The organism is Streptosporangium vulgare, assembly GCF_042428775.1.
Taxonomy (GTDB): Bacteria; Actinomycetota; Actinomycetes; order Streptosporangiales; family Streptosporangiaceae; genus Streptosporangium; species Streptosporangium vulgare.
Genome location: NZ_JBHMBS010000027.1, coordinates 79986 through 101195 on the forward strand (window position 1 = coordinate 79986; position 21210 = coordinate 101195).

Sequence of the window (21210 nt, forward strand, 5' to 3'; positions counted from 1 at the left end):
GCCCGCCGCCATGAGCCGCACCGCCGGACGGGCCACCCGCCACGCCACGGGACGCCTCCCCCGGCACGGCACCGGACGGGCCACCCGCCACGCCACCGGACGGACCGCTCACGACGCCGTCAACTCGTCGTACGGGCGTGGTCGGCGATCTCCACGACCACGTTGGTGGACTTGATCACGGCGACCGCCATCACCCCCACCTCCAGGCCCATCTCGTCGGCGGCCTGGCGGCTCATCAGCGACACCACCCGGTACGGTCCCGCGGCGATCTCCACCTGGGCCATCACCGCGTCCTTGATCACTTCCGTCACGATGCCGCGAAGGCGGTTCCTGGCCGAGGAGTGCCCCGTGCCGTTCTCGGACTCGATCCGGGCACGCGCGAACGCCGCCAGGTCGGTGCCCGCGACCATCCGGTGGCCGTGCTCGTCCCGCCGGGCCGCGAGCCGCCCGGCATCCACCCACCGGCGGACCGTGTCGGGGCTCACCCCGAGCAGCGCGGCGGCCTCGCTGATCCGAAACGTCGTCACGAACAATCACCATACCTTCGCGTATTCACACCCATATGTCCCTCCCTCATGGCAGTCGCGTCGCGATCCGTCGTCCCGTCGCCGCTCCTGCGAGCCCGAACGTCCTGGGGGACCCTTTCCCTCCACCGGGGACACGCTCACCCCGGCACACCGGACGAGGAACGAGGAACGAGGAACGCCGTCGCGGCGGGACCCACCTCCCGCTTGGAGCACCCGGAGCACCCGGAAAGTACCAGGGAGCACCGGGGAGCGGGAACGCCCTACCCGGAGACGGGACCGGACCAGTAAGAGGTCGGAAGCCCGCGCGTGCCGACGTCCGCGAGGAAGACGCGACCGGCGTCCGGATGGCGCGCGGTCTCCTCCCGCGTCATCCCCGTCCGGGCCGACGTGATGAGCAGAGTGTCGAGCCGCGGGCCCACGAAGGCGACGCTCGTCACGTTGGGCGCCGCGACCTCCACGGTCGCGAGATGCTCACCCTCGGGCGAGTGGCAACGCACCTGGCCGGCGCCCCAGATCGCGATCCACAGGTTGCCGTCGACGTCGGCGCACAACCCGTCCGGCGTGCCGTCGGAGATCTCCAGCAGCACGCGGCGCTCACCGTACGCGCCGGTGACGGCGTCGTAGGCCCTCGCCCAGATCGTTCCCGGCACGCTGTCGACGCTGTACATCGTCGACAGGTCCGGAGACCAGGCGAGACCGTTGGAGAGCGCGAGGTCGGTGTCGACGGCCGTGACGGTCCCGTCCGTCTCGTACCGGTACAGGCACTCCTGGCCGTGCCGGTCGTCGAGGGCGAGGCTCCCCACGAGAAAGCGTCCCGCGGGATCGCACGCCCCGTCGTTGAGGCGGCTGTCCTTCCCCTCGGGAACCAGATCGACGAGGTACGCGCGCTCGCCCCCCGCCCCGTTCCCGGAACTGTCCCCGGCGCCGGACGGCCGTCCCGGCTCGTCCCCGCCTTTCACCGCGAGCAGTCCCCTCCGCCCGGCGACGAGCAGCCCGCCGTCCCGGTCGCACACGACGGCGCCGACGGTCTCGCCGAACTCGTGCCCGCGGTCCACGCGAACGGAGTCACCGACGAGCCGTCCCTCCAGGACCTGACCGGCGTCGATGTCCACCCACAGGAGACGCTCCCTCGCGGCGTCCCACACGGGGCCCTCGCCCAGCAGGTACGCGTCCGCGCTCGCGGCCCGCGCCTCGAAGCGCCGGACCTCCCGGCTCACGACGCGCCTCCGCCGGTCTTCCGCACACCCCGTACGACCCGTACGACCCGTACGCCCCGCGCGACCCGCGCGACTCGTACGGCGGGACACCGGGCCGTGACACCCGCTGTCCGTGGGCCACTGGGGTGGGCGGACGCGGCCGGACGGCCGTCGTTCCGGGGGCGCACGGGCTCTTGGGATCGCATGAAACCCACAGTGTTCCAGACGGCGGGATCCCCCGGAGACGCCCGCCCCGCCGGTCACGTGCTCGCCGCACGACCGGCAGGGCGCCCGCCCCCTCCCTGCCGTCGGGAGGGGGCGGGCACGCGGGCCTCCGGGAGACTACGGCTGCTGGGCGATCTGGAACGACTGGGCGGCGCCGCCGTTACAGGTGCTCTGCACCAGCTGGACGCTGTCGGCCGTCGAGGAGCCCGGCACGCTCAGGCACTTGCCGCTGAGACGGCTGACGAAGTGGAAGTAGCCACCGCCCTCCGACACCGCCTGCCACTGCTGGTTGTCGCCGCCGCCGTACGCCCACAGCTGCAGGAGGGCGCCGTCGGCGCTGGAGACGTCTTTCACGTCGATGACCTGGGCGCTGTTGGTGCGGTTGTTGAGCCGCGCGAAGCCGCCGCTGGTCGGCTGGACCTGGAACTGCTGGGCGAGGGTGCCGTTGCAGGTGTACTGCTGGATCGCGGTGCCGTTCGCCGAGGCGGCCGCGCGGGCGTCCACGCACTTGCCGCTGGCGCGGTTGGCGAGGCTGTACCACGCGGTCGGCGAGATGGTGTCCGTCGGAGGCGGGGTGCTCCCGCCGCCCAGCCACAGCAGGCCGTCGATGACGAACCGGTTCTGCACCTCGCTGGCGAACGTGGACGACAGGGGGGTGTTGTTGCTGTAGTTCATGGCGTTGTGGCCGAAGTTCGCGTACAGCATCTTGTAGTTGCGGTTGGTCCACATGAGCGGGTAGTAGCCGCTGTACCAGGTCTGGTTGGGGTCCGTGCCGACCGGGAAGCTCGACTGGTCGATGGACCCGAGGATCCTGATGTTCGCGTTGTTCCTCAGGTCGTTGGTCCAGCTGTACCACTCGCTGACCGACGAGGTGAAGGTGGCGGGCAGCCGTGCCGTGGAGGGGTGGGCCCCGCCCTCCGTGCGCATGACCACCGAGGTGGGTCCCCAGGTGTTGGACCTGAACGCGCCGGTGCCGAGGAGCTCGTTGTGGTACCACGACCAGCTCTGGGCGTTGGTGTTGAACGCGCTCACGTGGAAGCCCATCCACGCCCCGCCGTTACGCATGTACTGCTCGAACGCCGACCGCTGGGCGGCGTTCTGCGGCAGGTCGTCCAGGAAGAGCACCACCTGGTACTGCTGGAGGTTGCTCGCGTTCAGCTGGCTCCAGTTGTTGGTCGCCGTGTAGGAGAAGTTGTACTGCGTCGCCATCTGCGGGAACCAGCGGTTCGCCTCCTGGACGAAGTTGATGTGGGCCGCGTCCCACGTCCCGTTGTAGAAGGCGAGGACCTTGAAACTCGGGGCGATCGACGCCCGCGCGTTTCCGCCGCCCGGAAGGGTGGTGAGGCCGAGCGCGAGAGCGAGCACGGCGAACAGCCGCACCCACGTCCGCATCGAGCTGACCATGCTTGCCCTGGTCATGTGTGTTTCCTCTGTCTCGTGACGAACGACAAAGGCGAAGCCCGCCCCGCCCACGGGCATAACGGAGACCGGCGTTACCAACAACTTCGGCAAGCCGAGGACGGTTCTTGTCTAACTTAATTCAAGTTATGTGAAGAAAAAATGTCAAGAAGATCACGGAGGCGGGAATACGCGCGGGGGACGGCGCTCGCGTCCGCGGGACCGCGTCCGTTCCGCCCGCGCGAGCCGGCCTCGGCCACCTGGCCGCTCAGTCGGTATCGACTGGTATCAGCGGATCCAACCCCTCCTCGGCCGGTGTGCGGCCGTCAGCCGCCTCAGCCCGCGTCAGGCACTGCTCAGCGATGTTCGACCGGCGGCGGGGCGGCCTCATGGTGGAGGTCCGTGCCGGCTCGGCTGTTCAACCGGGAGCGACTTCGTGGTGGAGGTCCGTGCCGTGCTCGGCTGTTCAACCAGGGCGCCTTCGTAGTGGAGGTCCACACAGGCTCGGCTGTTCAACCGGGAGCGACTTCGTAGTGGAGGTCCGTGCCGAGGCTCAGCGCGAGCCTGCGGGCGAGTCCCGTGTTGCGGCGGTGGTCGAGCCGGCTGACGGCCATCTCCAGAGCCTTGCGCTCGCCGACGACGACCACCCACGACCGCGCCCGGGTGAGCAGGGTGTAGAGCAGCTTGCGGCGCAGCATGACGCCCCCGGACTCGGTGACGAGCGGCGCGACCACGAAGGGATACTCGCTGCCCTGGGAGCGGTGGACGCTGATGGCGTACGTGTGGGTCAGCTCGTCGAGCTCGCCGAAGCCGTACTTCACCGTCTGACCGTCGTCGGTGCGGATCTCGACGAGCCGCTCCTCGGGGGTGATGGCGGTGACCGTACCGGTGTCGCCGTTGAAGACACCCTTGTCGTAGTTGTTGCGGATCGGCATGACACGGTCGCCGACCCGGAAGGCGGAGGCGCCCGACCAGTGCTCGGCGACTCCCTCGCGAGCCGGGTTGAGCCGTTCCTGGATCATGCGGCCGAGCTCGGCGGTCCCCGTCAGGCCCTTGCGCATCGGGCACAGGACCTGGACCTGGTCGGGGCTCACCCCCTGCTTGCGCGGGATCGCCACCGTCGCCAGGTGCATCACCCGCTCGGCGACCCGCTCGGGGTCGTCGACCTCCTCGAACCAGAAGCCTCCCCCGCCGGGGAGCGCGGGCACCTCGCCCGCCCTGACCCGGCGGGCGGCCTGGATGATGCCGCTGCCCTCCGCCTGGCGGAAGACCTTGGTCAGGCGCATCCGCGCGATCGCCTCCACCCGCAGCAGGTCGGCCAGCACGCTGCCGGGGGCGATGCTGGGAAGCTGGTCGCTGTCTCCCACGATCAGCAGGTGGCTGCCGGGCGGGATCGCCGCGGTGAGCCGGGTGGCCAGGCTCAGGTCCAGCATGGACGCCTCGTCGACCACGATCAGGTCGGCTTGCGCGGGCGTCTGCTCGAACAGCGTGCCGCTGTCGGGATCGGGCAGGTGGGCCAGCATCCGGTGCACGGTCATCGCGGGCAGGCCGGTGAGCTCCGACAGGCGCTTGGCGGCCTTGCCGGTCGGCGCCGTGAGGGTCACCGTGCCGCCCATCGCCCGTACGGTCGCCGCGACGGTCTTGACGGTGTGGCTCTTCCCGCACCCCGGACCGCCGGTGAGGATGGACACCGTGCTGGTCAGCGCCATGTTCACCGCCGCCCGCTGGTCCTCGTCCAGCCCGGGGTCCTCCTGGAAGGGGCGCATGGGCAGCGTCGAGGCGGCCTCCCAGAGCCTGGTCAGCTGGGCGGTCAGCGTGACCTCCCGGCTGTGCGTCTCCTTCAGGTAGACCACGGCCGTTCCCTGGCCGTCCGGCGACGCCTCGACGACCACGCGGCGGTCGGCGACGAGGGCGTCGACCATCTGACCGACGAGCTCGTGGTCCTGCTCGACCAGTTCCGCGGACTGGGCGATCAGCGCGACCAGCCGCACGTAGCAGTGCCCGTCGCGGCTCGCCGCCGTCTCCAGCCTGTCCAGGATCGCCGCCTTCACCCGCTGCGGGCTGTGCTCGGCGACCCCCGACCGGAGCGCGATCCTGTCAGCCGTGGCGAACGCGATGCCCCTGACCTTGCCGATGAGCCGGTACGGGTCGGAGGTGAGGACGTCCCCGGAGTCGGCCCCGAAGGCCTGGTAGACCTTCGCCGCGAGCAGCGGGCTGATCCCGAAGCCCTGCAGGACCACCATGAGCTCGGCGATCGCCTTCTGCTCCTCCCACGCGTCGGCGATCTGGGCCTGCCGCGCGGGGCCGATGTTCACGACCTCGGTGAGCCGTCCGGGCTCGGTGTCGATGACCGTCAGCGTCGCCTCGCCGAAGTGGCTCACGATGGCGTGGGCGAGCCTCGGCCCGATGCCGCGGATCAGGCCGGAGCCCAGATAGATGCGGATGGCCCGGACCGTGGCCGGTACCAGCCGTTCGCACGCGACGACCTCGAAGCGCCTGCCGTGACGCGGGTGCTCGCCCCACTCGCCGACGAGCCTGAGCGTCTCCCCCGGCTGGACCCCGCCCAGGGCCCGGCCGGAGGCGACGAAGCCGGGCACGCCCTCGGCGCTCATCCGCGCGATCGTGTACTCGTCCTCGCGGACGTACACCAGTTGCTCGACAGATGCCTCCACGGCAGAAAGCAACCCCTCCGTACTGGCCTCACCTCATCCTTCGCACATCAGACCAGCTCAACCGGTGTCCCCACAAGCCGTGACGGCTCGCCTGCCCCCGGGCCGCCGCCGTGGCGTCCCGGGGGGCGGTGGGCGGTGCCGGGCACGCCGGGGTCGATGGAGGTGACATGTCAATGGAGGTGACGTACGGCCGGCGGCGCGGGCGAGCCGCCGGCGGAGGTGACGGCCGGGCGGCTACGCGCCCGGCCCGGGTGGTCGCCCGCCGTCAGAGGTCGGGAACCCCCGAGGAGGTCAGGCTCCCCCGGCGGAGGTGATCACCGGCTGGCTCGCCACCCGCCAGTGGGGCAGGGGCCCGGGTCCCGGCTGGGGAGGACGCGGACCCGGATACGGAGGCATGGGCCCCGGGTACGGAGGACGCGGCCCCGGGTACGGAGGACGCACGCCGGGATACGGAGGCCAGCCCGGGTACGAGGGCCGCCAGCCCGGGTAACCGACCGGGTAAGGAGGACGCCAGCCCGGATAGGGGGGGTGCCAGCCGGGATACGGCGGCCGCCAGCCCGGGTACGGCGGATACCACTGCCCCGGATAACCGCTGGGGTATCCACCGGGGTAGCCGCCCGGGTAACCACCGGGGTAACCCGGCGCGGGCACGCAGTCGTACTGCGGGCACGGTGCGGTGAAGCACTGCTTGGGCGAGGGGACGCAGATGCGGCCCGGCCCGCAGTTGACCCCCGCGCACGGCGATCCGGGAGGACCGCACGTACCGGCCGTTCGCGCGTCGGTCGTGACCTGCTCGGCCGCCGCGGTCGACGGCGCCCCGTCCGCCCAGGCCGTGGTCGTGATAGCCGGTGCCCCTGCCGCGATGACCGCGGCCAGGACCAGTTTTCGAAGCATTTTTCCCCCAGATGTCATGATCGGTTCTGACTCTCCGACGATGCTTGCACCGGCCTTACCTGCTAACGGCAAACTGGATCCCAGCAAGTCGGATGGCTTGTCGAGAGTCGGGTGATGACGCTGTCGCACCGATGAAATCGACCGTTTTCTCCGCTTCCTGCAGCCATCACTCCGAGGTGAGCACTTCGCTTCCTGCGGCCATCACTCCGAGGTGGGAACCCCGCTTCCTGCGGCCGTCACCCCGAGGTGGGAACCCCGCTTCCTGCGGCCGTCACCCCGAGGTGAGGACTCCTCGCCGCCGCTTCCTGGCGGTGCTGGTTATGCTGACGGCAGGGACACGGCTACCAGGGGGCGCACATGGCTCGGCCCGGCGCGCGTGCGACCGTGCGCGACGTCGCGGCGGAGACGGGCCTGTCGATCGCCACCGTCTCGCGGGTCCTGAACGGGCAGGCCAACGTCGCCCCGCGCACCCGGGAGCTGGTGCTGCGGGCCATCGGCCGCCTCGGGGACCAGGCGCCCCTGCCGCGCGCCGGGCAGGAGACGACGGCCGGCGGCACGATCTACGTGCGCTGCCCCTACCTGCTGACCGACTACTTCGGGCTCATCGTCTCCTCGGTCGGCGAGACCATCGAGCTGCACGGCGGTCAGATGATCCTGAGCGCCGGGGAGTCCGCCCAGCACACCCCCGCGATCGTAGGCCTGCCCGACCGCCCCGGCATCGCGGGGGCGATCCTGATCCTCCCCCCGGAGCCGGGTGACGAGCTCGTACGGCTTCGCGACCGGCGGTTCCCGTTCGTGGTGATCGACCCCAGGACGCCGCCTCCCAAGGACATCGTGGCGGTGTCGGCCGCGCACTTCGCGGGCGCGCGCAAGCTGATGGCGCACGTGGTCGGGCTCGGTCACCGCCGGGTCGGCATCGTCGGCGGTCCGGTGAAGTGGCTGCCCAGCGAGGCCAGACTGGCGGGATACACCGCGTCACTGGCCGACGTCGGTGTCCTGCCGTCGGCCGAGCTGCTGCGCAGCGTGCGTGAGCCCAACTCGGAGAACGGCTACCGCGCGGCCTGCGAGCTGCTGGATCTGCCCGAGCGGCCGACGGCCCTGGTCGCGTTCAACGACAAGATGGCGGTCGGCGCGCTGTGGGCGGCGGCCGAGCGCGGCCTGAGCGTCCCCGGTGACCTGTCGGTCGCGGGCTTCGACGACCTCGACCTCGGCCGGGCAACCCTGCCGACGCTGACCACGGTGCGCCAGCCCCTGCAGGAGATGGGCCGGATGGGGGTCACGCTGCTGATGCGGCTGCTCAGCCGGCACACGCTGGAGGCCCTGCACGTCTCCCTGGGGACCGATCTGATCGTCCGCGGCTCCACCGGCCCAGTCCCCCGCTGAGGGCGATTGTTTCATTTGTTTCAGCGACGGCGAGCATTTCGACTTCCGCACGGAACGCACCGATCCTGCGCGTTTCCAGCCCTTGACAACCGATTTGTGCGTGTGTTGTCCTGTCCTGCAACCGGAAAGTTTCTTATCTGTTACATCGGTTACAGCGACGGTCCCCGAGTCGACGCGTGTGTCCTGATGCGAACGGCCCAGGGCGTCGCGGGCCCGATCGCCCCCCGATCGCCCCGATCGCACCCCCCGAAAGGACCCCCAGCCGTGTTCCGACCACCTCGCCGGGCCCTCACCCTCGCCCTGGCCTGCGCCGCCGCCCTGTGGGCGACGGGACCCGTCGCCGCCACGCCCGCCCTGGCCGCCAACGAGCCCGTGAACATCTGGCTCACCACCACGTCCGACGCGGGCGGCCGGACCGTCACGCGGGGTCTCCAGCAGCAGTCCCCCATCGCCTTCGGCCCGGCCGGAGGCAGCGCCAACCACACCATCACCGTGAACGAGGGCACCACCTACCAGCAGTTCGAAGGCGGCGGAGCCTCGATCACCGACACCACCGCCTACCTGCTGCGCGGCGGCCCGATCAGCGCGGCCACCCGCGACGCCGTGATGCGCAGGCTCTTCCACCCCACCGACGGCATCGGCCTGTCGTTCGTGCGCAACCCGATCGGCGCCTCCGACCTCTCGCGGCCCGGCCACGTCTCGCTCGACGACACCTGCTGCGACCTCAACGACTTCGGCGCCAACGGGTACGACACCAACGTGCGCCTGCTCACCCAGCAGGCCAAGTCGCTCAACCCGGCGCTGCGCGTCAAGGGTGTGCCGTGGAGCGCCCCCGGCTGGATGAAGGACAACGGCCGGATGGACCAGATGGGCTGGCTCAAGTGGGAGCACTACCCCACGTACGCCCAGTATCTGGTGAAGTACGTCCAGAGCTACCAGAACGCCGGCATCCCGGTCGACTACATCTCCGTGCAGAACGAGCCCAACTGCTGCCAGGCGGGCAACCCGACCGCGGCCAACTACCCCAGCATGAGCTGGAACTCCTCCGGGCTCGCCGAGTTCACCAAGAACCACGTCTACCCGGCCTTCCGCGCCGCCGGCATCACGACCAAGGTCCTCGTCCACGACTGGAACTACGGCGACTACGCCGCCATGGGCGCCGGTGTGCTGAACGACGCGGCCGTGCGCAACGACCCGCTGTTCGGCGGCATCGCCTGGCACGGCTACGCCGGTGACCCGGCGGTCGGCACCCAGATCCACAACCAGTACCCGGCCGTACGCCAGTTCAGTACCGAGCACTCGGGCGGCACCTGGATCGGCAACCAGCACAACGAGGACCTCGCCGACATCGTCAACTACGCCCGCAACTGGAGCGGCAGCCTCGTCAAGTGGAGCCTCGCGCTCAACCAGAACATGGGCCCGCACAACGGCGGCTGCGACGTCTGCACCGGCCTGATCACCGTCCAGGAGGGCGGCCCCCGCGCCGGCCAGGTCGACAACACCATCGAGTACTACACGACCGGCCACCTCACGAAGTTCGTCAGGCCCGGCGCGTTCCGGATCGACTCCACCGCCAACGCCACCATCCAGAACGTCGCCTGGCGCAACCCCGACGGCTCCAAGGCCCTGATCGCGCACAACCGCGGCACCTCGGCCCAGTCCGTCCGGGTCAACTGGGGCGGCCAGTCGTTCGTCTACTCCCTGCCGGCCCGCACCACCGCCACCTTCACCTGGTCCGGCACGCCGAGCGGCAACCCCGGCAACCCCGGTGGCGGCGCCATCACCGGCCTCGCCGGCAAGTGCATGGACGTCGCGGGCGCGAGCAGCGCCGACGGCACCGCCGTCCAGCTCTACTCCTGCAACGGCACCGCCGCCCAGCAGTGGACCCGCCCCGGCGACGGCACGCTCCGCGTGCTCGGCAAGTGCCTGGACGTCGTCGGCAACGGCACGGCCAACGGCAGCCAGCTCCAGCTGTGGACGTGCTTCGGCGGTCCCAACCAGCAGTGGACCTACAACCCCACCACCAGAGACCTGGTGAACCCCGCCGCGAACAAGTGCGTGGACGTCACGGGCAACACCAGCGCCGACGGCGCCCGCCTCCAGCTGTGGGAGTGCACCGGCGGCGCGAACCAGAAGTGGACGGTGTCCTGACCCGAACCGAACGGAACACGGGCGCGAACCCTCCCGGGGGCTCGCGCCCGTGACCTTCCGGGGCCCCGAGCTCCTCCGGATGCCGTATGCCCGACGCCGGATGCCTGACGCCGAGTGCAGGTGCTGGTCGCAGGTCGCAGGATGCCTGACGCCGGATGCCGGGTGCCCGGCTCGTGGCGTTCTCGCCGTAGTCCGTCGGCACCGCCCCCTCGGCCGCGGCCGGTGGCCCGCGACCCTTGACACCGACTTTAAGCATCGGAGCGATTACCCAGAGTGATTAAGGTGCATGAGGTCCCATGCAAATCAACCCTCAGCACTCACGGGAGCACCCCATGCACACCCGCACCACCGCGACGGCGCTGGCCGCCCTCGGCCTTCTCACCACGCTGGCCACCGTCGGCGCGACCGCCACCGCCGCGACCGCCTCCACCGCCCCGGCCCCCTGCGCGCAGGAATACCTCGCGATGCTGAACGCCGAGGACGCCCTCGCCAACGTCGACGCCCTCCCGGAGGTCAAGGCCGCCCACGCCGCCCTGATGAAGGCGGGCACCAACGCGAACGTCGACCAGCTCTCCCAGAAGGCGGCGCTGCAGCAGCTCGGTGTGAAGGCACCGGCGCTCGACCCCGCCGCGAAGAAGATGGTGGACGCCTACAACGCCGCCGGAGCCAAGTACGTGCAGGTGCGCGACGCGGCCCTCCTGAAGATCGCGCCGCAGCGCCAGAAGTCCAGGGACACGCTCAAGCAGTGCCTCATCTCCAACTCCGCATGACCCTGAGCGTGTGACACGGACCGGAGTCCCCGAGACCACGGCCAGGGCGGCACGCCTCCTGGCACCCGGGGACTCCGGCAGGGGCCGGCAGAAGCCGGCAAGGGTCGGCTCGGAGGGGGAGCGCGCCTTCCGAGATTCATGAGCAGGACCGGACACCCCGGAACCGAGCCGTGGAACCGACGCCGGACATCGGCACAGACCGCCACCGGCGGGGGGGGCCGGCGGATCGCCGGCCGGCCCAGCCCCCCCCCGCCCGTCCGTCCGTTCTTCGAACGCGACGCCCGTCATGACCTCACGAAGGGGTCAGAAGGAGCCGCGGTAGTAGTTGCCCCAGTCGAAGTGGCCGGAGCGGCCCTCACCGACGCGGACACGGAAGCCGTCGAAGCCGCCCTTGGCGCTGTAGCTGAACTTCCACTCGTGGTGGCCGCCGGTGTCGAAGCGGCGATTGTGCCAGCCGCGGTCGTCGTGGTAGTAGAAATCGATGAAGGTGTTCTCCCGGTCGCGGTCGCGGTCCCAGGTGTTGATGTCGAAGTAGTAGCGGCCGTTGGAGTAGTACCAGTAGCCCTTGTAGTAGGAGCGCTCACCGCGCGACTCGCCACGGCCGAAGTCGGAGTAGCCGGAGAACCAGTGCTTGGTGTACTGCGCCTGGGCGACCGAGGCCGTGCCGGCGCTGGTCGCGGTGGCGGCCTGGGCGGGGGCGGCGACGATACCGGCCGCCAGAGCACCGGCCAGGGCCGTGCCGACCAGGACACTGCGGAGCTTACGCATGAGGGATTTCCTTTGAGTGAGGGTGTTCGGGAAGAACCCGGTTGACCTGCGCCCGGTGCGCCTTTTCCAGTGCCGCGCTCCGGACAGCACTGACATTAGGCAGGAAGAAAGTCCCTTTCTGCGCACAAACACACACATAGCGCCGAGCGTGCACTACGACACACAAACACCCCCATCAGCCCCTGCCGCTCCGTCGAAGCCGGACAACCGGAGGGTCGGAGAAGCCCGAGAGCCGAGGAGCCGAGGAGGCCCGAAAACCGGAGAAGCCGGGAAAGCGAGAAGGCAGGAAAGCGGGAAGTCACCTCACCCCGCTACGGCACTCCCGTGAGGCGAGCGTCACCGGCACCTCGACGAGAGTCGTCGCCGAGACACTCCTCGGCGATCGCCGGGAGCACCCCCGGCTCGACCTCGTGCAACGCGCCCAGGGCGACCGTCCAGGCCGGCCCGCCCAGCACGCGCGCCAGCAGCCGCCGGCCCCTCACCGGCTCGACGGTCCTCGACAGCGCCACCAGGATCTGCGCCTGCCGGTCCGCGGACTCGATCCCGGCGGCCAGGTCCTCGACCCTGTCCGCCAGGCCGCGGGTGGCAGCCGGTCCGGCGCTGTCCACGATGGCCCGCAGCAGGTGGACGAAGGCCATGAGCTGCTGATCCGGATGGGTGACGCGGGCGGGAAACAGGGACTCCGCCCGCCTGGTCACCTCCGCGACCACACTCTCATCGCCGGGGTTCTCCCTGACGAGGACGGTGAACGCCTGGGCCATGTGGTCAGCCGTGGGAATCTCGTTCGCCGCGATCTCGAAGGCGGCGGCCACGTCACCGCGGTCGGAGAGCGCCTTCACGACGGCGACGCACGCACGCGCCCTGGAGGCCGGCGCCAGGATGTTCCTGACCACGGCCAGGGCCTTTCTCAACTGTCCGCGGGAGGCGAGCGCGGCCGCCACGTCGGCCAGCGCGCCCGCCCGCGCCTCGGGGAACGGAACACCGCGGGCCAGCCGCTCGGCGTGGCTCAGCCGGCCGGTGTCGGCGAGCGCCTTCACCAGGACGGTCACCAGCCTGGTCCTCCTGTCCTCGTCCGAGACCCGCCGGACCAGCCTCTCGACCTCCTTCAGCAGCTCGGGGTCACCCCCTCCCGCGCTCGACATCGCCACGGCGAGCAGCGCGTTCGCGCGCTGGTCCGCCGCCCGCAGCGTGCGCGCCAACGCCCTGGCCCGGCGGAGCGCCCCTCGGCCGGCCATCGTCTGGACCAGGCCGGCGCAGACCTGCCCACGCCGATCGGCGTGGGGGATCCTCCGCGCCACGGCGACGGCCCGGTCCATCCGAGGGATCTCCTTCACCAGCAGGGCGAGCGCCTGCGCCCGAAGATCCGTGTCCGTCAGTGACAGGGCCAGTTCCTCGGCGCGGTCGAGCTCTCCGCGGGCGGCGAGCGCCTTCGCGATCCACACCCGCGCCCTGCCCTGATCCTCCACGCCGGGGATCCGTTCGCGGACCACGGACTCGGCCCACGCCACGTCCTGGGCGGCGATCAGCTTCACCAGGTCGATGAGCACCCTCGTCCTGACGGCCGGGTCGGGGATCGTGCGGGCCAGCGCCTCGGCGCGTCCGAGATCCCCGGTGGCCGCGACCGCGTCCGTGATGGAGACCAGCACCCGCGCCCGCCGCGTGAACGGAGTCTGCGTACGGGCCAGTGTCTCCGCCCGCTCGGCCAGGGCGCACGCCCGATCGGGATCCGGCACCGCCCCGGCCGCCGCGATGAGCGCCTGAACCCGGTAGTGGAGGCTCTCCGGCGACAGGGCGACCGTCTCGGCCCTGGGGTCCGCGCAGGCGCCGAACGCCTCCGCCACGGCGACCGTCGCCCGGTCGCGCCGCCCTCGGGGGGTGAGCGTGCGGGTCAGCGCCTCCGCCCGTTCGGCCAGTTCCACCGCCCACTCCGTGTCACCCCGGCCGGCGAGCTCCTTCGCCAGATTGGTGAGCACGCGCACGCGCTGGGCGGGAAGGAGGCGGCCGTCGTCGGCCAGCGCCTCGGCGCCTTCCGGATCGCCGCCGGCGCCGACCGTGTCGGCCAGCCCGGCCAGCGCGTACGACCGCGCGTAGGGGGTGCGGAGGCCGCGGGCCAGGGCCCTGGCCCGCGTGACGTCGCCGCAGCGGGCGACGGCCGTCACCAGCGCGCTCATCGCCCAGCTCTGCTCGTCCTCCTGAGAGATCTTCCCGGCCTCCTCCTCGGCCCGGTCCATGACGGCCTGGATCCGGTCCCGGTCGCCACCGGCGAGCACCTTCAGGATGATGCTCAGCGCCCACACCCGCTGGTTCATGTGCGGGAGCCTGTCGACCAGGGCCTGCGCCCGTGCCGTCTCACCGCACGCGGCGGCCGCCTTCACCAGGGCGCCCGTGGTCCTGGCCTGCCCGTCCAGATCGACGACGGACGGGGCCGACCGCTCCGCCTCGTCGAGGAGCTCGGTGGACCGGCTCGCCTCCGCTGTCGCGGCCAGTGCCCGGACCCGCCACTCCGTCTCCACGGCCTCCTCGGCCTCCTCGGCGGCGGTCTCCCCGATGGAGCGGGCCACGGTCTCCGCGGCGCGGAACTCTCCCCGGGCGGCCATCGCCCTCGCGACGGCGGCCAGGGCCTGGGCCCTCTGCTCCGCGCGGTCGATGGATCGCGCCAGGGTGACCGCCGTGTCCGGCTCGTCCCCCTCGGCCAGCACCTTCGCGACGGCCGCCAGGGCCGAGGCGCGCGAGTCCGCGTCGACGATGGATCGGGCCAGGGTGACCGCCCGGCCGGACCGGCCGAGCCTGGCCCAGAGAGCGGGCAACTCGACCGGTGGTGGCGAGGTGGTCCCGCCGAGCCGGTCGCGAGTGACGGCCAGGCGCGTCAGGGTCAGCAGGTCGGGGTCGGCCTCGCCGCCGACGGCCCGCTGGGCGGCGGCGATCTCACGGACGGCGGCCGACTCGCCGTCCACGAGCCCGCGCATCCGCTCGTGGCGGGCGTGGTCGAGCGCGTACTCCACCAGGCGCGCATGGCCGGCCGGGTGCACATGGCCCGCCGAGTGCACGGGCTCGGCCGGGTGCGCGTGGTCGGCCGGGTGCGCGTGGTCGATGAGGAGCCGGCCGTACGAGCCGAGGAGGTACGCGGGCGTGTCCGGCGGCCAGCCCCGCTCGCGGTAGGAGTCGGCCCACCTGTGGATCCGCGCGCGGTAGCCGTCCAGCTTGGGGGCGAGGTCCTGCTCGCCCATCCGGTGCAGCGTCTCGTGGGCGTACAGATAGCCGTCCTCGGTCCGGGTGAAGACGCGGCCGCCGAGCCGGTCCCTCACCTCGTATCGCGGCAGCTTCGTCAGGGCGGCGAGATCGTCCAGGGTGAGCGCGCCCCGGGCCACCGCGAGCACCCCCAGCAGTCTCTTGTTCTTCGGAACCAGTATCGAGCGGTGGAAGTCTCTCCTGGCCTCGTTCTCCAGGTGCGCGGCGTACGCGTTCGGGGCCAGCTCCTGCGTACGGCAGGTGCGAAGCGGATGGCCGGCCCGCACGTCGTCGGGTATCCCGGGGTGCGGCCGGCTGGTGACGAGCACCCGGACGCCCTCCGGCGGGTTGCCGGGAAGCAGGGCGGCGATGCTGCGGTCCGACCGCCCCCTGTCCTCGTCCAGCCCGTCCACGACCAGGAGCAGGCGTTCACCGTTCTCCCGGCAACGTTGTGCCGCGTCCTCCAGGAGATCGTCCAGCTGGGCCGCGCCGCCCGGCACCTCCGCGACGGCCGCGAGTTGTTCGCCCATGGCCTGGACGAAGGTGTCGGCGTCGGTGTGACCGGAGACGAAGAAGGCGGCCACCCGCACCCCCGGCGGGGGGTCGAGGGCGAAGGAGGAGGCCAGCGCGGTCTTGCCCGACCACGCGGATCCCCGCACCCACAGATACGGCTCCTCGCCCAGGCAGAAGGCGGTCAGCCGCCGCAGTTCCTCGTCGCGGTCCCGCAGCCCCTCGGCGGGGGCCAGATCGCGCACCCTGCCCAGGTGGCCGCCGGGTCTCCGTCCGGCCGGCGGGTTGACGACGGTGACGTCGACGTAACCGATCTGCTCGCGCTGCTCCGGCGTCAACGTCCAGTTGGCGCGCTGGGCCGTCAGATTCCCGGTTCCTTCGTCGGGGTAATGCTCCGAGACGATGCCGACGAGCCTGCCCTCGGCGAAGAGCGCGGCGCCCGACATGCCCTCCCAGGGGGAGCGTTGCCCGTTCCCGGCCGGGGGACCCTCGACCCGCACGTCGAGGGTGCCCGTGTATCGATTCGACAGCGGCCGGATGAAACCGCTCATCTCGACGCTGTCGCGCAGATTGTCCCGCTTTTTGAAGCGGGGAAAGCCGACCGCCTCGCACCTCAGCTCGCCGGCCTGGTTGTCCACGAGCCCGTAGCGCACCGGCCGGAGATCGCCTTCCGGAGGAACACCGGGGGCCGTGTGGTCCTCTTCCGGCGGGTGGTCGCTTTCCGGTGAGAGAACGCGTTCCGAAAGAGGGCCGCCTTTCGGGGGGACGTCATCTTTCGGAGGGGCATCACCTTTCGAAAGGACGTCGCCTTTCGACAAGAGACGTAGGGCCGCGAGGTCGCCCTCCGTCCACAGCACCTCCGCGGGCACCTTGTGCGCCGGGTCCGTGGTGAAACGCACTTGAACGCGCAGGGCGCCCTCAACCACGTGGGCGGCGGTCAGGACCACGTCGGCGGTCACCCGATAGCCGGAGCCGCGCCTCCCCGACCCGCCCGGCAGGTCGACGATGATCTGCCCGACACGTTTGTCGTCCAGCCCTCGCCCGCGTTCCCCGTTCAGTCCTCACCCTCCTCCGCGTAACCCCCGATGTACGGCGAGCGGCCCTCCACCTCGGGCGTGAGGGTGAGCTTCACCCTGTGGGTTTTTCCCTTGGACCCCTTGGCGTCGCTACCGGCCTCCAGGACCCAGAACTTGACCTTGCCGTTCAGTGCGGCCTCACGGGTGACCACCATCGTCACCTCCAGCTCGATGGCCCCCATACCGAACTGGAGCGGCTCATCTTTGGCGGACTCCATCGCCTTTGTCAGCTCGGTGCGCAGTTCTCGGATGACGGTCGACAGCTCAAGCACGATTCCCCCGAAAGGCGGATGGGTTTCATGGCATTATGCCGAAAGATCAAGCATGTAATCCATGTATGGTCAGGAGCATTGTGGCAAGTCAGGGCAGTCAGGTAATCGTCAGCTGGTCGAATCTCTCGTCTTCCGACTGGCCGAAAACCGCGTCTTCCGAGAAGAACGCCCTTACGGTCTCCCTGCCTGCCGGTCCCGAGGATTATGTAACCGCCGTTATGGAGGCATGGACCGGCCGGGGCCTGACGATTTTCGACCAGCGCTCCAGGATGCTGTTCGTGGCGGGTGAGGGTCCCGACGTCATCGCCCACTACACGGCCGTCTGCGGCCTGGCGAAACGATGGATCGAGGTCCAGGTCAAGGGAGTGCCGCTCGATTTCCAGCGGGCCTACGACGAGGGCCGCGCGCTCGCCGACGCGGGCCACCCGGCGGAGCGCCTGGTGTGGGCCCAGGCCGGCGGGGAGGATCCGGGTTACCTGCCGCACGTGGCCTTCGAGGCCGGGACGAACCTCAGCCGGGAGGCGGTGTCGACGATCCGCTACGCGCGGCGGTTGCGCCTGGTCCCGCCCGGCCGCGTCAAACCCGCTCTCCTGTGTTTCGCGCTCGTGGCCGGGATCCGGGGCGCCGAGCGCCTCCCCTTCCTCTCGACCGGCCGCGAACCGGAGCCGGGCGGCAAGGATTCACCGGACCAGGGAATCGACCTCCACGAGATCCGGAAACGGATCGGCACCCACAGAAGGCTCCGCCGGCCGGACGCCGACGAGATCGTCAAGCCCGGCGCCGACCTGGCGAGCTACCGGAGGCTGGCCCAGGCGAACACCACGCCGATCGAGTCGGCCCTGCTCCGGCTGGGATGCTCCACCGCCGACGACGATCCCGCCCTGTGGGACTGCCCCAGGACCGGCCCGCCCCACAGGAAGGACGCGAGACCTTCGCTGCGGATCCGGCGCAACCGGGCCCGGTGCGGAGTCTGCGACAGGGAACCGCTCACCCCGGCCCAGCTGGTCGCGGACACGTTGCAGATCACCCCTGACGAGGCCGCCTCCTTCATCCTCGACCTCAAGTGCGTCACCGGCCGTCCCGCCCTCGGCTACCGCCGCCCGGAGCTGGTCTCTCCGCCGCGTCGCGGCACCCTCGTCACCGCCCACGTCTCCGCGAGCAGGCCGGACAGGTTCGACTGCGTGATCTACGACGCGGGGGTCGGGTACCGGCGGAACGCGGTCATCTGGCGCCCTGACACGGCCAACCTCCCCGAGGGAGTCGCGCCGCTGAGGTTGCGGCGGGGCGACGTCGTCACCGCCCTCACCGCGGAGTTCCAGCCGGCCACTCCCGGCAGGACCGGCTACTGGCAGCTCTCGATCGACGTGCCCGAGCTGGCGGTACGGGCGGTGGCGTCGCAGGTTCAGGAGATCATCGACGGCAGGGTCGTCGTCAAGGACGTCGAGCGGGTCATGGGGGCCCGTACCAAGGTGGTGGTGGCCCCCACGGAGCCGCACCTGGACGCGGTGGGCGCGTGCCTCGGCACCGACAACAGCCGTGGCGGCGCCGCGTACCGCCTCGTCAACAGGCCCGCGCACAACGAGCGGCTGGAGATCATCGCCTACTCCAGCGACCGGCGGACGTACCTCGTGAACGCCATGCGCCCGGCCGAGACCGTCGACGCGCACATCCGGGAGGGCGACGCGATCGTCGTCGTGTCGCCGCAGCAGCTCCACAACGCCATCGGGGAGGGTGGCCTCAACGTGCAGCTGGCGGGCAGGCTGACCGGCCTGTACACCGAGGTCGTCGTCGTGGGCACCGACCTGGACGCCGCCTTCGCCAACCTGGAGGAACGCAGGAGGCGATCCAAGGAGCACCCCGGGATCGGCGAGCGGGACGAGACGGCCGATCCCCGCTGACGGACACGCGGGCGCCTCGGACCGACGATCGCCCCGGGACGTTCGCGCTGTTCAGAGCCGCCGGTCAGGTCCGGTGAAGGTCAGGTGGGCGGGGTCGAGCGCCCGCAGGAAGTCCGCGGCGTCGAAGAGCTCTCCGGCGGCGGCCACCCCGGCCGCGCGGACCCGGCCGTCGAGGATCCGTACGGTCGCCTCCACGACGATGGGCGCGGTGACCGCGTAGATGTCGCGGCCGGACGCCGTCGCGCGGCGCCGCGCACCGGCCCGGCGCGCGACCACGTCGACGAGGAAGGTCTGGGCCGAGCGCCCGTCGGCGTCCGCCGGCGTGGGCGGGGGCGTCGCGGGATCGCGCAGGTCGCGCAGGGGTGCCTGGTTGATGTGGACGCGGATCTCCGGCACCCGCAGGTGGCGGGAGATCGTCACCTGGTCGGCCGTGGAGAGCTCGGTGACCTCCTGGACGCCCAGCGGGGCCGGGAACCGCCATTCGCCCGTCTTCGGCGGGCCGGAGGGCGGGGTGAGCCTGCCGCCGGTGAAGACCAGGTGCCGGCCCGCGTTGCGCCGCACGGTCTCGCGGGTTCCTCGCGTCGGCCGCCAGCTGTCGAGCGCGATCGCGATCGTGATGTCGTCCGCGTCCGGCCAGTCGCCCATCGCCACGCTGGCCAGCAGGTCGCCCAGCCCGCCGTAGAACGCCATCGACGGGGCGACCACCACTCCGGCGTCGCGGGCCTGGCTGGCACGCCGCTGGAACGTCTCCACGGTGACGGCCTGCTCGGCGGCCACGTCCAGGTAGGGAATGCCGGCGCGCAGCGCCGCGTCGACCACGGGAAGCGCGGTGTCGGAGAAGGGACCGGCGCAGTTGACGACCGCCGCCGCGTCCGACAGCGCGCGGTCCAGGGAGGCGGGATCCGCGGCGGAGGCGACCCTGACCTGCGCTCCCGGGTGGGCCTGGGCGGCGGAGTGCAGCCTGGCGGCGTCCCGGCCGACGAGGAGGGGCATGCGGCCGCGCCGGCGCAGCTCGCCGAGGACGAAGGCGGCGGTGTGTCCGTAGGCGCCGAAGACCGCGATCGCCCGGTTCTGTCCGTTCATGCAAACATGATCACGGCCATTGACGTCGGCCACGAGTGGCTGAAACGACGGGATGCGTACACTTTCGGCCATGACCTCTGTGGCGTTGGCGCTCTACGACGAGGCCCTGCTGTTCGAGGCCGCCGCGGCCTGCGAGGTGTTCGGCGTCGACCGCGGCCTGGCCGACCCGTGGTACGACTTCCGCGCCTGCGGCCCGCGCCAGGCCCGGCTCGGCGGCTGGCTGCGCGTCGACACCCCCCACGGGCTCGACGCCCTCGCGGACGCGGACACCGTCATCGTCCCGGCGTGCGGTGACGTCGACGCCGCCCCGCCGGCCGACCTGGTGGACGCCGTACGCGCGGCCCACGACCGCGGCGCCCGGCTCGTGTCACTGTGCACCGGGGCGTTCGTGCTGGCCGCCGCCGGAGTGCTGGACGGCCGCCGCGCGACCACGCACTGGGAGCACACCGCCGCGCTCGCGGCCCGCTATCCCCGGGTCCAGGTCGACCCGGACGTCCTCTACATCGACGAGGGAAGCGTGCTGACCTCGGCCGGCAAGGCGGCCGGGATGGATCTGTGCCTGCACATCGTCACCGCCGACCACGGCGCGGCGGTCGCCAACGAGCTGGCCCGCCGCCTGGTGGTCCCCGCCCGCCGGGCCGGGGGCCAGGCCCAGTTCGTCGCCCTCCCGGCGGCCGCCGACTCCGGCCACGCGCTCGCCGCCCTGCTGCACTGGGCGAGCGGGCGGCTGGACCAGCCGCTGACCGTGTCGGACCTGGCCCGCCGGGCGAACATGAGCACCCGCAACCTGACCCGGCGCTTCACCGCCGCGACCGGCGTCACTCCCCTGCGCTGGCTGCACACCCAGCGCGTCCACCGCGCCCAGGAACTCCTCGAAACCACCGGCGACAGCATCGAGCACATCGCCGCCCGCACCGGAATGGGCACCGCGGCCACCCTGCGGCGGCACTTCCACCGCGCCCTCGGCGTGCCCCCGGAGACCTATCGGAACACCTTCCGCAACCACCACACCCCGCCTCCCCCGTCCACCCCGCCCGCCCCGGCGACCTGACGGCCCGTCGGCGGGCATCACGAGCGCGGCGAAAGGGCGGGGGGCGGGGCGGCAGGCAAGGCCGGCGGGACGGGCGGGGCGGCGCGACGGCGGTGGGAGGAGCATCGC

13 protein-coding genes are annotated in these 21210 nt (G+C 71.6%); 5 read left to right on the forward strand and 8 right to left on the reverse strand.

From position 1 onward, the window contains the following. Positions 1-119: 119 nt before the first annotated feature. The 4 genes from ACFFRH_RS35925 to recD2 all read right to left on the reverse strand — a co-directional run bounded on the left by ACFFRH_RS35925 (position 120) and on the right by recD2 (position 6018). Entirely contained in the window at positions 120-527 is a 408-nt protein-coding gene (locus tag ACFFRH_RS35925; protein WP_344743650.1) for a TOBE domain-containing protein, read from the reverse strand. Positions 528-787: 260 nt separating this feature from the next. Continuing rightward, positions 788-1744, reverse strand: coding sequence for an SMP-30/gluconolactonase/LRE family protein (locus tag ACFFRH_RS35930; protein ID WP_344743651.1), 957 nt, complete (start codon positions 1742-1744; stop codon positions 788-790). Between the two features lie 321 nt (positions 1745-2065). Next, entirely contained in the window at positions 2066-3367 is a 1302-nt protein-coding gene (locus tag ACFFRH_RS35935; RefSeq protein ID WP_344743653.1) for a ThuA domain-containing protein, read from the reverse strand. Between the two features lie 491 nt (positions 3368-3858). Then, a complete protein-coding gene (recD2, locus tag ACFFRH_RS35940; RefSeq protein WP_344743655.1) occupies positions 3859-6018 on the reverse strand; it encodes an SF1B family DNA helicase RecD2 in 2160 nt (719 codons plus the stop codon). Between the two features lie 1251 nt (positions 6019-7269). Here recD2 and ACFFRH_RS35945 point away from each other — a divergent pair. From ACFFRH_RS35945 to ACFFRH_RS35955, 3 genes are all read left to right on the forward strand, one after another. Next, positions 7270-8295 carry a LacI family DNA-binding transcriptional regulator gene (locus ACFFRH_RS35945; protein ID WP_344743657.1) on the forward strand — a complete coding sequence of 342 codons (1026 nt, stop codon included), beginning with the start codon at positions 7270-7272 and terminating at the stop codon, positions 8293-8295. A 264-nt stretch (positions 8296-8559) separates the two neighbouring features. Next, positions 8560-10446, forward strand: coding sequence for a ricin-type beta-trefoil lectin domain protein (locus tag ACFFRH_RS35950; RefSeq protein WP_344743659.1), 1887 nt, complete (start codon positions 8560-8562; stop codon positions 10444-10446). Positions 10447-10742: 296 nt separating this feature from the next. After that, entirely contained in the window at positions 10743-11216 is a 474-nt protein-coding gene (locus tag ACFFRH_RS35955) for a hypothetical protein (RefSeq protein WP_386161953.1), read from the forward strand. Between the two features lie 303 nt (positions 11217-11519). Here ACFFRH_RS35955 and ACFFRH_RS35960 read toward each other — a convergent pair whose 3' ends face one another. The 3 genes from ACFFRH_RS35960 to ACFFRH_RS35970 form a co-directional block, all read right to left on the reverse strand. After that, the gene (locus tag ACFFRH_RS35960) at positions 11520-11984 is read right to left on the reverse strand and encodes a hypothetical protein (RefSeq protein WP_344743662.1); all 465 of its coding nucleotides are present in this window, start codon (positions 11982-11984) and stop codon (positions 11520-11522) included. Positions 11985-12295: 311 nt separating this feature from the next. Next, positions 12296-16780, reverse strand: a complete 4485-nt coding sequence (locus ACFFRH_RS35965) for a trypsin-like peptidase domain-containing protein (RefSeq protein WP_386161963.1) — start codon at positions 16778-16780, stop codon at positions 12296-12298. Continuing rightward, complete coding sequence (locus tag ACFFRH_RS35970; protein ID WP_344743664.1) at positions 16777-17070, reverse strand: trypco2 family protein; 294 nt, start codon at positions 17068-17070, stop codon at positions 16777-16779. The genes ACFFRH_RS35965 and ACFFRH_RS35970 overlap by 4 nt, the downstream gene beginning before the upstream one ends. Before the next feature lie 218 nt (positions 17071-17288). Here ACFFRH_RS35970 and ACFFRH_RS35975 point away from each other — a divergent pair, with 218 nt between their 5' ends. Then, complete coding sequence (locus tag ACFFRH_RS35975) at positions 17289-18968, forward strand: hypothetical protein (protein ID WP_344743665.1); 1680 nt, start codon at positions 17289-17291, stop codon at positions 18966-18968. A 51-nt stretch (positions 18969-19019) separates the two neighbouring features. On the opposite strand, the gene ACFFRH_RS35980 is transcribed toward ACFFRH_RS35975, so the two are convergent. Beyond that, complete coding sequence (locus ACFFRH_RS35980; RefSeq protein WP_344743666.1) at positions 19020-20051, reverse strand: saccharopine dehydrogenase family protein; 1032 nt, start codon at positions 20049-20051, stop codon at positions 19020-19022. Between the two features lie 70 nt (positions 20052-20121). Between ACFFRH_RS35980 and ACFFRH_RS35985 the strand changes: the two genes are divergently transcribed. Next, positions 20122-21102: a helix-turn-helix domain-containing protein gene (locus ACFFRH_RS35985; RefSeq protein ID WP_386161956.1), complete on the forward strand. Its 981-nt coding sequence runs from the start codon at positions 20122-20124 to the stop codon at positions 21100-21102. Positions 21103-21210 lie beyond the last annotated feature (108 nt).